Raw genomic sequence first — 13584 nt, forward strand, 5'->3', positions numbered from 1 at the left:
GGCAGTCGGCACTGTCGAAGATCTCACCCCTAAAGTCTGGAGCAGCAATCCTGCCGTGCGCCCTCATCGCAGCCAGACAATCACTGGAGAACCGTCTCGGAGGCGCTTCCTACGACCCCCGTAAGCCGTACTTGACGCATCTTGGGTGTGAGTTAAGCTTAATCCATCGTGCTTCTAGCAACTAACCACGGATGTACTGGTAGCTGCTATCGAGACGGATCAAGAAGGGTCGGCACCGACGGAAGTGTCGGCCTTTTTCGTCTGGCGCAAGGCAACCAACAGGTGACTTCGGGAATCCGCCAAGGTGGGCGCCGTTGCGTGCGTTACTATCCGACCACCGTGAGAAATTGCGGCCCCTACCTCAGGAATACTGGTCGCTGGGATATAGAGCCAACGGGCCGACGAGAGCACACGGAATACAACTAAGAAACCGGCGATCGGCGCTCATAACGAGTCATGACTTTTGGCATGACAGAATCGGGGCAGTAAGGAAGGAGTTGGACCTCTACATCGCTCGATTTCAGCTGCTGTCGTCCTCGAACCTGCGGTCGTGATCGGAGTGCGGCCATTGAGCCGCAAGGTGCCAAACGGCCTTGCGCCTCGCCGTACGGCGCAGCATTGAAGGGGCCCGAGACAGAAACACGAGTGCGACCTTTCCGTCAAAGGTGACGCCATCTTCCGTCGCTGCTTCCACTCTTGCGAAGTCGAACTTTTGGCGCCGATGTGGCGACTGAAGGTTTTGCTGACGGTCGGCTCCGACTTAACAATGAGGTGCATGGCGACGTCCACGGGTCAATTCACCGTTCGGCCGGCCTTCAACTCAAGCAGTGCCAGCAGGCGTTCGACTGGAGCGGCGGTGCGGCGCGCATGGCACCAAGAGGGTCCCGGCTACCTTGGCCTACCCCAATAGTGCTAAGGTCTCAGAGGGTACATGCGCTACAGCCGCCTCAGCGGTCCATGGCGTAAGCAAACACCAGACCGGCCCTGGATTTGGCTCGCTTCGAGATTTCCCAGCTGACGTTACTGAATGGATCAAACAAAATTGCGCACCGCATGAACCCTATGTGGGACGCCGCCTTTGACCTTGGCCCGAACTGAGTCCATCCCTGCGGCAGCCCGGCGGCGCCACCTGATGCAGGACGCCGTCGAAATTGGCCGACCGGCGTTAAGGCTACTGGCAATTCGGCGTCAGGCCAGCTCGTTCAAAAGCCCCTATTCCGTGGCTATGTTTATCTTTGGTCGCCGACATCCGAGCCAGCGGTTGCTTTCAGCTTCCCCGTTGATTGACTTGCGGCGCCGGCACATCGGGGGGCGACCTTGTCAGCTGACAAGGTCGCTCGAATTCTGCATTGGTTCACTGGTTGTGGCGCTTTCGCAGAGCTGACCAATCTCGAAGATGTCTTTGAAGGATGCATCCAGGAGCGCGAATGCCTGAGGAGCACCTGGGAGGGACGGGGCGGTGGAGAACCTTTTCAGCTGACAAGGCTCCGCGATCTGAGCCATGTCGAGGAACCTCCATTCCATGCCCGTGTGGAAGCTGATGAGGCCAATTGATTGTATGCAGCCGCCACCTACCTGCACCAGCTCGAACTATGCCCAGTAGCTCGCCAAAGCAGAATATGATGCGCCAGCGGTCCTTTCGGGCGTCCTTGTAGGACGCAACGGAATGCGAATAAATTAGCCAGCGAAAGCAGCTAGGCAGATCTTTCAGATAGCGAAATGAGCTCGTGGACATATGTTGTGGCTGAGGATGGGCGAGGATCAAAAACCTCAAGAAAAGTCCGCCGCTGTATTCGGCAGCCAGGGAGCGCGCGTAGCGCGAATTCCTTCTACGAAGATTGCCACGTCACGCCGTCCGAACCACCGAAATCCTAGCTGACCACCTTGGTCTTCTTTAAGGCCCTCCGAACCCGACGATCTGTCGTTCGTTGCCGTCTCGAAGGGGTTCAGTTTTGTAGCACCGGCTGCGATCGGAAGAGCGGCCGCTGTGTCTAACACATGGAGTGGCATCTGGCCGCGGGGCGTGAAGCCGACTTTTCAGAGCGGGACTCGACCGCGCACCCGAGCAGAAGTGGCGCCAACGACAGTTCGCCACATAGTCCTTGCGGATGGGAACTTGCCCGCCATCAGACCCCATCGCATCAAAGAGGGCATGCGTGATGGCGCCGTTCGGTTCTCGGTGGGCATGGCAAAGAGGCCCGTTGACCGCCCGCTGGACGATCGAAAGTCCGTCCAGGATCTGGCGCGCGAAAATCGCGGCGGCGACGAAGGAATTGGGGGCGCGGCAGGAAGCGGCGCGGCATTTCTCCTATAAGCCTCTTGGCGTTGACCCCGATTGAGGGTGAACGTTGGACGCCCGAACGCGTTCGTAGCGCCTGAGTGAGAGGCTTTGTAAAATGTTCATGGGCGATGGCCGTAGCGGTACCGGCTAGTGGTGAGCGTGGACAGCCAATCTGGAGGCAGTGGCGACCTATCGTGGCCGGCCTGGGCAGGGGTATTAACGAATGGCAGAATAGGCGGATCATAAGGTTGTCGTTGCTCGCTAGCGATGGCGCATGCCGCGCCGACCAGGCAGCTTGTAGAGTCTTGATGAGTGGTTTGCGGCCCCAGCGCGTTCCTCTACATGCGCGCGTTGACACCCGAAGCTCTGCGTATTCGCAAAAACAAGTTAGCGCTCGTCTGCCGACAACTGAGCCGTATTGGGCCCATGGGGAGGAGGGGACGGCGCAGGTCAATAATCAATGGCTTCTCCACATGAACGCCGAAATGGAAGATGGTGCCACTGCTCAAGTCCCGCATGCCACCTCAGCTCACAGCTGTCGCCGTTCTTGCCGAACGAGTTTCCGGATCGCCTTGGTGGTGGCACCGATCTCTTGATCGGAGACAAATCTCACTCGACAGGTGAGGGCTCGCGCTGGACTGTAGTATATCGGTGCTGGCAGAAGTAAATTCTTATATCACTTCGGATAAACGATCAGTTTGCCATGATCTCAACGAGTTGAGATCTCGTACCTCCGGAAGGTAGGGCTCAACTACCGAACTATCGTGCGGGAAAAATATTGAATTATGGGAAGCCTAGTGGTCGCTAGCGGCTGGGATCGCCTATGAGCGTTCGCGAGTTGACCTTCTTGATAGGCTTCGCAACGAAAGGGTCAGCTGGCCGGAGACCGCGCGGCCTGGGGCGAGCGCAGCAAGCCCACCGTTGCGACGGAGATGATGGCCGTTTGGTTGGTGGCTCATGGGTTCGAAGCAGAAGAACCCGGCGTGAGGGGAGGGGGAGTAGACTACAAATCGATCGAACAGCGTGTCTGCCGTGAGGGACAACGCCAGACCTGTCTCCGGCCATTCGATCCTAGCCTGCCCGTCCCAGCCATCAAAGGCGTTGTTCAGCCAATGGTGCGGCAGTGTCGTGCCGGCAGCAAAGTTGAGACCCGGCGGTATCGGGCCGACAGCCCCGGGTAGGTGGTTTTCGCGTTCCGACCAGTGACGGTGAGCGCGGGCGAAGAGGTGGGTTTCGGGTGTGCGGGGAAAATACGGGTGAAAGCCGAGGCCGTAGGGCAAGGTTTCTGTGGCCCGGTTTACAACGGCGAGCGCGATAGTCAGCTGGCCGTTGCCAGGCGTGATGGTTTCCGTCGCCTCGTAGGCGAAGGGGGAGGCCAAGTCCGCGTCCTTGCTGACTCGCAGAACGATGCGGTGCGGTGTGTGCTGTTCAACTGTCCAGCGCTGGAGCCAGCCGTCGCCGTGCAGGACGAGCGGATCGGCGGTGTTCGGTGCCAGCGTGTAATCCCGTCCGTTGAAACGGAAACTGTTATTCTCGATGCGATTGCCGAAAGGCACGAGGGGAAAGCAGGCCTCAGCCCCCAGTACTTTCGACGCAAGGCCGGGCGAGGGGGCTGGCTGGAGGAACGGGATGCCATGCCATTCGGCCGAGAGGATGGAACCTCCGAGCGGGCTCACCTTGACGATGAGCCCGTCTTTCTCCAGCCGGATGACGTCGCCGGTCATGACGTCAGTTGCGCCGGCCGGCGGCTGCCGAGCGCAGGTTGTCGAGGAGCACGGCGAGCAGCAGGATCAGGCCGCGGACGACATATTGATAGAAGGCCTGGATGTTGAGGAGGTTCATGACATTCTCGGCAATGCCCATGATGAGCACGCCGACGATGACGCCCGTCATGGCTGCCCGGCCGCCGGCAAGCGAGACGCCACCGAGAACGCAGGCGGAGATGACCGAAAGCTCGAGGCCTGTTGCGGCATTCGGCTGGCCGGATGTGATGCGCGAGGCGAGGAGGACGCCGGCAACAGCGCAGACGAGACCCTGCAGCGCGAAGATCCAGATCCGCATGTTCGAGACGTTGACACCGGCCAGGCGCGAAGCCTCGGGGTTGCCGCCGATCGCCAGTGTATTCTTGCCAAAGACCGTGCGGTTCAGCACGAAGCCGAAGACCAGGAAAAAGAGGGCCATGACCCAGATCGGCGTAGGGATGCCGAGGAATTTGGACAGCGCCAGCTGGTAGAAGCCGGGATCGTTGATGCCGACCGCCCGGCCATCCGAAGCGATGAGGGCAAGACCCCGCACGATCTGCATGGTAGCAAGCGTCGTGATGAGCGCGTTGATGCGAAAGCGGGCGATGACGACGCCGTTGACCAGACCGACGGCACCGCCACACACAAGCGCGGCAAGAAGACCGATGATGATCGAGCCAGAGGCGTTCGAGGCCATCACGGCGACCATGCCGGAAAAGGCAACGGTGGAGCCGACGGACAGGTCGAAGTCACGCGAGGCGAGGCAGAACATCATCGTGCAGGCGACGATGCCGATCGTCACCACCGACTGCAGCAGGCCCAGCATGTTGCGCTCGGTCAGGAAGTTCGGAACAGTCAGCGCCACGATGGCGAAGGCGACGGCGAAGATGACGACGAGGCCTTGCTCGCCGAGGAGGAGTTTTTTCAAAGACGTCATCGAGACGGGACCTGCTGGTTGGGGAGTTCGCTGGCGTTGGCCACATCGGGAAGGGCAGCGGCGAGGATGCGGCGTTCATCGAAATCGGCGCGGGCGATATCCGCGGCGACGCGACCCTGGCACATGACAAGGATGCGGTCGGTGATCCCCATGACCTCGGGCAGTTCGCTTGAGATCACCACGATCGCCATTCCCTGACCCGCGAGTTCGTAGAGGATCTCGTAGATCTCGGACTTGGCGCCAACATCGATCCCGCGTGTGGGCTCGTCGATGATGAGAACCTTCACGCCTTGCTCGGAAAGCCACCTGCCGAGGATCACTTTCTGCTGGTTGCCGCCGGAAAGGTTGACGATGTCCTGCTTTCGAGAGGGTGTACGGACACGCAGTTTGGCGATGAAGCGCTCGGCAAGCTCTGCTTCCCTCTTCGGTTGAAGGATGCCGAAGGGCGAGAAGTGGCGGCGCGAGGAGATCGCCATGTTCTCCTCGATGTTGCGGCCCTGCACGATACCGTCGAATTTGCGATCCTCGGGGCAAAGCACAATGCCGGCGCGGATGGAATGCGGCGGGCTATCCGGCGCGACTGTGCTGCCATCGACGCTGACGGTGCCTTGCGACCGACTGTCGGCGCCGTAGACCAGGCGCGCCATTTCGCTGCGACCGGCGCCGATGAGGCCAAAGAAGCCAAGGATTTCGCCCTGGCGGACGGAGAAGCTGATCGGCGTGCGCAGTTTGCGACCGGCGAGGGCCTTGACCTCCAGCCGGGCAGCGCCTTGCTCACGCGGGCGAAACCCCCAGATGTTGGAGATCTCGCGGCCGACCATCTCGGCGATGATCTGTTCGCGCGTCGTCTTGGCGATGTCGGGATGATGCGCGGCGAGCTTGCCATCGCGCAAAACGGTGAGGCTGTCGCAAAGGCGAAAAATCTCATCGAGGCGATGGGAGACGTAGAGGATGACCTTGCCCTGCGCGCGGAGCCGGTCGATCAGTGAGAACAGAATTTCGCTTTCGCGTGACGACAGCGACGAGGTCGGCTCGTCGAGCGCGATGACGCGCGCATCGGCCATCACGGCCTTGGCGATCTCGACCATCTGGCGTTCGCCGATCGAAAGCGATGCCACCTTGGCGGTGGGTTCGATATCGATGCCGATCTCCGCCAGCTTCTCCTTCACCACCTCAATGAGACGCGTGCGATCGATGACGCCGGCCCGGCCGGGGAAACGGCCCAGCCAGAGATTTTCGGCGACCGTCAGCTCGGGCACGAGCTGGAGTTCCTGGTGAATGACGATGACGCCGGCCTCGAAGGCATCGCGCACCGAACGATAGTGCTGCGGCGTGCCGGCAATGACAATCTCGCCGGTATCGGCGGACTGGTCGCCGGAGAGCACGCGGATGAGCGTCGATTTGCCCGCACCGTTTTCGCCCATCAGGCCGTGCACGGCGCCCTGCTTCACGGAGAAGGAAACATCGGCCAGCGCCTGCACGCCGGGATATCCCTTGGATATTGCCTTGAATTCGAGAAAGTCTTGCATGTCAGCACCCCGAAAGAGGCCCGGCGACAGAAAGCCGCCGGGCTGACACCATTCTGAGGAGTGGGGTTATTCGATGCCGAGGTCCTTGCGCACCGTTTCATAGTTGTCGCGCAGCGCGACCTGGCCGGCGGTCAGGATCAGCTTTTCCGGTTCCTTGCCGTTGGCGACCCACTCATACATGTTGAGCGCGGTCTCGTAGCCATGGCGCTTCGGCGAGATGATCACGGTGCCGAAGAAGCCGGTGGCGGCAGGCTTCTTGAACTCGTTGATGGCCGAGTCCGCACCACCGATGCCGACGCCGATCATGCTGTCGGCGCCAATGCCGACGCTTTCGGTTGCACGTACCGCGCCGAGCACGGCTTCGTCGTTCAGGCCGACAGCAACCCAATGCTTGATGCCAGCGTTCTTGTTGAGCACGACGGTTGCGGCGTTAAGCGCGGCTTCCGTGTCCGTCTTGGCCTGGGGAGCGTCAAAGATGTTTGCCTCTGGGAACCCGGCGGCCTTCAGCACCGAAAGAGCGCCTTCGACACGGTCGACGGCGGTCGGAAGCTGGTCATAAGAAACGCGGATCGCGCCGACGTCCTTCATGTCCCAGCCGCGCTTCTTGATCTCGTCGACAATGGTCTGGCCAACCGCTTCGCCGATCTTGGTGGCCGAGATGCCCATATGGGCCACGTCTTCGATCGGGCTGCCATCGGCGTTGACGAGGCGGTCATCGACGGTCATCAGCTTGAGATTGTTGGCGGCGGCCTTTGCGACAATGCCGGGGCCGAGCTTCACGTCAGGTGTGCATATGATGAAACCCTGCGCTCCCTGGGCGCCAAGGTTGTCGATCGCCGACTGAACCTTCTCGCCGTCTTCCGCGCCGATCTTGACGAGGGTGAATCCCTTCTCCTTGGCGGCAACGTCGGCAAACTTCCATTCGTCCTGGAACCACGGCTCTTCCGGCTGCTTGACGATGAAGCCGATCTTGACGTCGGCGGCATAGGCGGAGGTGGCTGCGAATACGGCGACGGTGCCAGCCAGGATGGCTGATTTAATAAATCCCATTGTCTCTCTCCCAAATTGACTGCGCCTGCAGTGGCTCTGGATGTATCTTCTTTCATCATAATCGTCAATTGCGTCTGTATGATGAATTGTATATCCATGTATGATAGTAGTGTCGTGCTGATCTGACCATCGCCATATCAATCGAAAGAGGCTATGGATCGCTGGCAAGGCAGGGCCGCGAAAAGTGGGATGAGAATGGCTGTTAAAAAACGAGACGAGAACGCCGATGTCCGGCAGGCGGAGGGAGCCGTGCGTCGTCCCCGCGTGCAGAAGAACATAACCCGGGCGATCGCTTCGGACATTTGCGCGGATACTTTCCCGATCGGTGCCTTTCTGCCGACGGAGAACGAGTTGTGTCTTCGCTACGGTGTCAGCCGCACGGTGATCCGGGAGTCGCTGAAAATTCTCGAATCCAAGGGGATGGTCCGCGGTCGTTCACGCGTGGGCACCGTCGTTTGTCCGAAAGAGGAGTGGAACATCCTCGACCAGCAGGTGCTCGAATGGATCGGGCCACGCATATTCGAACTGAACCTTTTGACATGCGTGCTTGATGCGCGCCGTGCCGTGGAGCCATTTGCCGCAGAGTTTGCCGCCGAGCGTGCCACCGTACAGGAAGTGGCGGAGATCGAGCGGGCCTGGGAGCATATGCGCGACGCCGAAGGAGACCTGGAGGCCTTCACAAAGGCCGATGTCGCCTTCCATGCTGCTCTCCTGAAAGCTAGCCACAACCAGGTCTTCATGCAGCTTGCAAGCATCATTCAGGCCGCGCTTGAATTCTCTCTCCATGCGTCGAACGAGGCAGTGGACGTGCGCGACGAGGCCGTCGAAATCCACCGGCAGCTGGTTGAGGCCCTGCGCATGCGCGACAAGGCTGCTGCGCGGGACTGTTCAAACCGAATGCTCAATGTCGCCGCGCGCGATCTCGCGATCGCCGTAAAGAAACATCCCACGCCGGCAGGCGAATGAAGAGCCACAGGGCCTGCAAACGTCTGCCAACACGAGTGTCATCATGAAAATCACAAAACTCACCACCTACATCGTCCCGCCGCGCTGGTTGTTTTTGAAGATCGAGACCGACGAAGGTGTCGTTGGTTGGGGCGAGCCGGTCGTGGAAGGCCGCGCACTCACCGTCCAGTCGGCCGTGCATGAGCTGGAAGATTACCTGGTCGGCAAGGATCCGTTTCTGATCGAGGATCACTGGAACGTCATGTATCGCGGCGGCTTTTACCGCGGCGGCGCCGTTCATATGAGTGCAATCGCCGGCATCGACCAGGCGCTCTGGGACATCAAGGGCAAGGCGTTGGGCCAGCCCGTCCATTCGCTGCTTGGTGGGCAGGTGCGCGACAGGATCAAGGTCTACTCCTGGATCGGCGGTGACCGTCCCTCGGATGTCGCCAACAATGCGAAGGATGTGGTCGCTCGCGGCTTCAAGGCGATCAAGCTCAACGGCTGCGAAGAAATGCAGATCGTCGATACAAACGAGAAGATCGAAAAGGCCGTCGAAACGATCGGTCTCATTCGCGATGCGATCGGTCCGCATATCGGTATCGGCGTCGACTTCCACGGCCGGGTCCATCGTCCGATGGCCAAGGTGCTCGCCAAGGAACTCGAGCAATTCAAACTGATGTTCATCGAAGAGCCGGTGCTGTCGGAAAATCGGGAAGCACTGAAGGAGATCGCCAACCATTGCTCGACGCCGATCGCGCTCGGTGAACGGCTTTATTCGCGTTGGGACTTCAAGTCGGTCCTGGCGGATGGTTATGTCGATATCCTGCAGCCCGATCTTTCCCATGCCGGTGGGATCACGGAATGCCGCAAGATTGCGGCCATGGCCGAGGCCTATGACGTCGCATTGGCACCCCATTGCCCGCTTGGCCCGATTGCGCTGGCCGCCTGCCTGCAGGTCGATGCCGTGAGCTACAACGCCTTTATCCAGGAACAGAGCCTCGGTATCCACTACAACAAGGGCAACGATATCCTCGACTACATCTCCAACAAGGAGGTGTTTCACTACGCCGATGGCTTCGTTTCGATCCCGCAGGGGCCGGGGCTCGGCATCGAGGTCGACGAGGCTTATGTCATCGAGCGCGCCAAAGAGGGGCATCGCTGGAGAAATCCGATCTGGCGCCATGAGGATGGCAGCTTCGCTGAGTGGTGAGGAGGCGACGTCATGGTCAAGCGCCTGCGTAACAAGCGCATTCTGATCACGGGCGCGGCCCAGGGGATTGGTCTTGCCATCGCCAAGGCCTTTGTTCGCGAGGAAGCAAGCGTTTTTCTGATCGATCGCGACGAGACCCTGCTTCACAGCGCGGTCGCAGCGCTGCGGGCGGAGGGCTATGTCGCAAGCGGTCAGATGGCGGATATCACCGACGCCAAGACAATTGCCGCAGCCCTGTCACAGGCCGAAACCGAGATCGGGCGGATCAATGCGCTGGTCAACAACGCCGGTGTCAATGTCTTTGCGGAGCCGCTTGAAACGAGCGATGAGGAGTGGAACCGCTGCTTCGACATCAACCTTAAGGGCGCGTGGAATTGCTCGAAAGCGATTCTGCCGGGGCTGATCGATCAGGGCGGTGGCGTGATCCTCAACATTGCGTCGACCCATGCCTTCACGATCATTCCGCGCACCTTTCCGTATCCCCTGGCAAAGCACGCATTGCTCGGAATGACGAAGTCGCTCGGGCTCGAGTATGCCGCGAAGAATATCCGCGTGAACGCGCTCGCTCCCGGTTACGTCGCAACGCAGAAGGTCATCGACTATTGGAACAGCTTTCCCGATCCGGAGGCCGCCCAGGCTGAAACGATGAAACTGCACCCAGGCGGACGGATTGCGACACCGGAGGAGATTGCGATGGCGGCCGTCTTCATGATCTCCGACGAATGCCCTTTCATGAATGCCACCTGCCTGACAGTTGATGGCGGCCTGAGTGTCCAGCAACATCCGGCATGACAACGCGCTCCCCTAAGGGGAGCGGCCGTTTGTGGGCACAATTCAGAATACACCCGAAATCCTAGATCGTACGCGCGATCGGCTCCCACCCGATCTCGCGCGAAATTGCACAGGCGTGCAAAAAGTCCCTCACTGTCATGTCGGTGTCACGCGCTGCGGTTAGCTAACCACCATTGGCGCGCCCAGCGCGTGCCTCAACACCGGGAACACGGACATGAACAGACGCGAATTTCTCATCACATCGTCGGCTGCCGCAGGCCTACTTGCCATGCCGCGATTTGCTTCTGCTGCGGAATCGATCGATCTCTACAGCGGCTCGGACGCGAATATCATCGACTTCTGGAACAACATCGTCCGCCCGGCCTTCGAAAAGGCACATCCCGAGGCAGCGATCCGGGTGACGGACGCCGGTGACAATACGGGTCTGCGCGCCATTGCCGACCGCGCGCTTGCGGCCTTGAAGTCCAAGACAGATCCGCAGTCCGATATCTTCGAGCATTTCGACCCGCGCCTGCCCGCAGGCGGCATCGACGCCGGCCTCTGGGTCAAGTTCTCGGCTGCGAACATCGACGGCTTCGACAAGATTAATCCGCTGGCCTTCGACAGCGAATATTCGCTGCCTTACCGGGGCTCACAGGTTCTCCTCGCCTACGACACGACGAAGCTTGATCCGAAGGACGCGCCGAAGACCTGGGAACAGCTGACAGCCTGGATCAAGGCCAATCCGGGTCAGTTCATCTACAACCGTCCTGATAAGGGTGGCTCGGGTGGCAACTTCGTTCGCCGTGCCATCCACGAAGCCAATGGTCGCAATCCTGGGAAGTTCACCGTTGAGAACTACACAGAGGATTACGGCAACCAGGCACTGACGCCTGCCTGGAAGATCCTCACCGATCTCGCTCCCTCTCTCTATGAAAAGGGCGCCTATACGGCTGGCAATACGCAGTCGATCCAGCTTCTGGCACAGGGCGTCGTCACGATGACGCCGGTCTGGTCGGATCAGGTGCTGCAGGCGATCTCGCAGGGCGTTCTGCCGGAAACGACGGGCCTCGTGCAGCTCAGCGACCTCGCTCTTTGCGGTGGTTTCTCGCGCATGACCGTGTTTTCGAACGGTGCCCACAAGGATGCCGCGCTGAAGCTCGCGTCGTTCCTGCTGAGCAAGGAAATCCAGGAAGCGATCATCACGGAGATCGGCGGCTTCCCGGGCATTTCCTGGGATCACATCTCCGACGAGCTTCGTCAGAAATATGCTGACGTGATCCCGAAGACCATCCCGACATTCCCAAGCGGTGATTGGGAAAGCAAGATCAATGACGGTTGGTACCGCAACGTTGCTCCAGGCATCAGCCGCACCTGATGCGTAAGGGCTTTGCAATACCGCCGCTGGCGCACTCCCCTGCGCCGGCCAGTGCAAAAGGATCGGTCGGGCTGCTTTTGGTCGCCCTGCCGGTCTTGCTGCTTGGCTGGCTGATCGTCTACCCGATCTTTTCAGCGGTGGTCGGCACGATCTTCGTCGGTCAGCCGGACGGTACAAGAGCTTTCTCGCTGGCGTCGTACCGCTTCTTCTTCACGGACCACTACAGTCTTGCCAATCTCTGGATCACGCTCTGGACGACATTCGTCTGTGGAATCCTGCTCCTCGCAATCGGCTTGCCGATCGCGCTTTACCTGCGCTTTTCCCAAGGCAAGCTGGCGGCCTACGTTCAGGGCCTTGCAATCTTTCCCTTGTTCGTCCCGTCGATCATCCTGTCCTATGCATTGATCAGGACGATCGGGCCGAATGGAACGGTTGATCTCCTGCTGAACGCATTGGGACTGCCGAAGCTTCCGTCTCCCTACCTTACACCGTGGGGGCCGGTGATCGGCCTCGTCTGGGACAACCTGCCGATCACTGTTCTGATGCTGACGGCTGGCCTTACCGCCATTCCGAAGAGTTCGATCGAGGCGGCACGCGATGTCGGCGCGCGACCGGCGAGGGTATTCACGGCGATCATCTTGCCGCGCATGGGCAATTCGCTGCTGGTGACCGGCTCCTTCGCGATCCTCGGCATCTTCTCGTCCTTCACGCTGCCCTATGTCCTCGGTCCGGCTTCGCCAGAAATGATGGGACCATTCATGCAACGCACATTCTCCGACATGAACGATCCGCTGAACGCCTTGACGCAGGCCGTCATTGCCTTTGCGTTCTGCCTCGCCTTCGGGATCTTCTACGTGCGCTCGATTGCCAAGAACCGGGAGCAGGCACGATGAGCCTAGCAAAGGAGCCCGACGCGCCACGGATCGACTGGCCGGGCATCGCGTTCGCCGTCATTCTGACGCTGGTGATTGCCCTGCCACTCGTCGTTGTTGGCACCTGGGCTTTCACCGAGGTCTGGCGATATCCCTCGGTCATTCCGCAGCAGTTCGGGTTGCGCTTCTGGTCTCAGACGTTGGCGCGCTCGGATGTATGGGATGCACTGACACTCAGCCTTCGCCTGACAACAACCGTGACGCTGCTGTCGGCGATCATCTGCCTTCCCGCTGCATATGCATTCGCGCGCATGAAGTTTCCCGGCCGCGACGTGCTGTTCCTATCGTTTCTTGCCTCGCATGCCTTTCCGAAATTCGGTCTGCTGGTCGCTATCGCCGGAATTTTCCTGCAACTCGGACTGATCAGCACCTTCTGGGGTGTCGTTCTCATCCAGCTCGTGGGTACATTGATGTTGATGATCTGGATTCCGGTTGCCGCCTTCCAGAATGTCGACCGGCGAATGGAAGAGGCAGCGCGGGATGCCGGTGCGACGCCGCTACGCGTCTTCTGGTCGATCACTTTGCCGCAAGCCGCTCCGACGATCTTTGCTGCGGTGCTGCTCACCTTTGTCGGAACATTCTACGAGACCGAGGGCGCCTGGTTGATCGGCGCGCCGGAAATCCGCACGATGCCGGTTCTGATGATCACCTTCATCAACAATCAGATCGTCGTGCAATATGGCGCGGTGCTTTCGGTCATGCTGTGGGTCCCGTCCTTCATCGCGTTGATGTTTGCCCGCCGCGTGATCGGAACGGGCGCTTTTGCCCGAGGTTTTGGTGCATAATTCCATGGTCGGGCATTGCTC

10 protein-coding genes are annotated in these 13584 nt (G+C 60.0%); 6 read left to right on the forward strand and 4 right to left on the reverse strand.

What is annotated here, in order from left to right; all coding sequences use genetic code 11:
- Positions 1-3102 precede the first annotated feature (3102 nt).
- The 4 genes from A6U87_RS13025 to A6U87_RS13040 all read right to left on the reverse strand — a co-directional run bounded on the left by A6U87_RS13025 (position 3103) and on the right by A6U87_RS13040 (position 7539).
- On the reverse strand, positions 3103-4005 hold the full coding sequence (locus tag A6U87_RS13025; protein WP_065691690.1) for an aldose 1-epimerase: 903 nt from the start codon (positions 4003-4005) through the stop codon (positions 3103-3105).
- 4 nt (positions 4006-4009) lie between these two features.
- Positions 4010-4960: an L-arabinose ABC transporter permease AraH gene (gene araH / locus A6U87_RS13030; RefSeq protein WP_065691691.1), complete on the reverse strand. Its 951-nt coding sequence runs from the start codon at positions 4958-4960 to the stop codon at positions 4010-4012.
- Positions 4957-6489 (reverse strand): L-arabinose ABC transporter ATP-binding protein AraG, encoded by a 1533-nt coding sequence (gene araG, locus A6U87_RS13035; protein WP_065691692.1) that lies wholly within the window; start codon positions 6487-6489, stop codon positions 4957-4959. The genes araH and araG overlap by 4 nt, the downstream gene beginning before the upstream one ends.
- A 66-nt stretch (positions 6490-6555) precedes the next feature.
- Positions 6556-7539 carry an arabinose ABC transporter substrate-binding protein gene (locus tag A6U87_RS13040; RefSeq protein WP_065691693.1) on the reverse strand — a complete coding sequence of 328 codons (984 nt, stop codon included), beginning with the start codon at positions 7537-7539 and terminating at the stop codon, positions 6556-6558.
- A gap of 195 nt (positions 7540-7734) precedes the next feature.
- Here A6U87_RS13040 and A6U87_RS13045 point away from each other — a divergent pair, with 195 nt between their 5' ends.
- The 6 genes from A6U87_RS13045 (at position 7735) to A6U87_RS13070 (ending at position 13563) form a co-directional block, all read left to right on the forward strand.
- A complete protein-coding gene (locus A6U87_RS13045; protein ID WP_065692196.1) occupies positions 7735-8505 on the forward strand; it encodes a FadR/GntR family transcriptional regulator in 771 nt (256 codons plus the stop codon).
- Positions 8506-8548: 43 nt separating this feature from the next.
- Positions 8549-9697, forward strand: coding sequence for a galactonate dehydratase (dgoD, locus tag A6U87_RS13050; RefSeq protein ID WP_065691694.1), 1149 nt, complete (start codon positions 8549-8551; stop codon positions 9695-9697).
- 12 nt (positions 9698-9709) lie between these two features.
- Complete coding sequence (locus tag A6U87_RS13055) at positions 9710-10489, forward strand: SDR family oxidoreductase (RefSeq protein WP_065691695.1); 780 nt, start codon at positions 9710-9712, stop codon at positions 10487-10489.
- A 214-nt stretch (positions 10490-10703) separates the two neighbouring features.
- Positions 10704-11846 (forward strand): extracellular solute-binding protein, encoded by a 1143-nt coding sequence (locus tag A6U87_RS13060; RefSeq protein ID WP_065691696.1) that lies wholly within the window; start codon positions 10704-10706, stop codon positions 11844-11846.
- Positions 11846-12739: an ABC transporter permease gene (locus A6U87_RS13065; protein WP_083199363.1), complete on the forward strand. Its 894-nt coding sequence runs from the start codon at positions 11846-11848 to the stop codon at positions 12737-12739. Before A6U87_RS13060 ends, A6U87_RS13065 begins: the two co-directional genes overlap by 1 nt.
- Positions 12736-13563, forward strand: coding sequence for an ABC transporter permease (locus tag A6U87_RS13070; protein WP_065691697.1), 828 nt, complete (start codon positions 12736-12738; stop codon positions 13561-13563). The genes A6U87_RS13065 and A6U87_RS13070 overlap by 4 nt, the downstream gene beginning before the upstream one ends.
- Positions 13564-13584 lie beyond the last annotated feature (21 nt).

The organism is Rhizobium sp. AC44/96 (assembly GCF_001692185.1).
Lineage (GTDB): Bacteria > Pseudomonadota > Alphaproteobacteria > Rhizobiales > Rhizobiaceae > Rhizobium.

What these genes read in the sequence shown, in the direction of transcription:
- araH (WP_065691691.1), bottom strand. Translation starts at nt 4,960, where the DNA reads ATGACGTCTTTGAAAAAACTCCTCCTCGGCGAGCAAGGCCTCGTCGTC.
- araG (WP_065691692.1), bottom strand. Translation starts at nt 6,489, where the DNA reads ATGCAAGACTTTCTCGAATTCAAGGCAATATCCAAGGGATATCCCGGC.
- A6U87_RS13025 (WP_065691690.1), bottom strand. Translation starts at nt 4,005, where the DNA reads ATGACCGGCGACGTCATCCGGCTGGAGAAAGACGGGCTCATCGTCAAG.
- dgoD (WP_065691694.1), top strand. Translation starts at nt 8,549, where the DNA reads ATGAAAATCACAAAACTCACCACCTACATCGTCCCGCCGCGCTGGTTG.
- A6U87_RS13065 (WP_083199363.1), top strand. Translation starts at nt 11,846, where the DNA reads ATGCGTAAGGGCTTTGCAATACCGCCGCTGGCGCACTCCCCTGCGCCG.
- A6U87_RS13045 (WP_065692196.1), top strand. Translation starts at nt 7,735, where the DNA reads ATGGCTGTTAAAAAACGAGACGAGAACGCCGATGTCCGGCAGGCGGAG.
- A6U87_RS13060 (WP_065691696.1), top strand. Translation starts at nt 10,704, where the DNA reads ATGAACAGACGCGAATTTCTCATCACATCGTCGGCTGCCGCAGGCCTA.
- A6U87_RS13040 (WP_065691693.1), bottom strand. Translation starts at nt 7,539, where the DNA reads ATGGGATTTATTAAATCAGCCATCCTGGCTGGCACCGTCGCCGTATTC.
- A6U87_RS13070 (WP_065691697.1), top strand. Translation starts at nt 12,736, where the DNA reads ATGAGCCTAGCAAAGGAGCCCGACGCGCCACGGATCGACTGGCCGGGC.
- A6U87_RS13055 (WP_065691695.1), top strand. Translation starts at nt 9,710, where the DNA reads ATGGTCAAGCGCCTGCGTAACAAGCGCATTCTGATCACGGGCGCGGCC.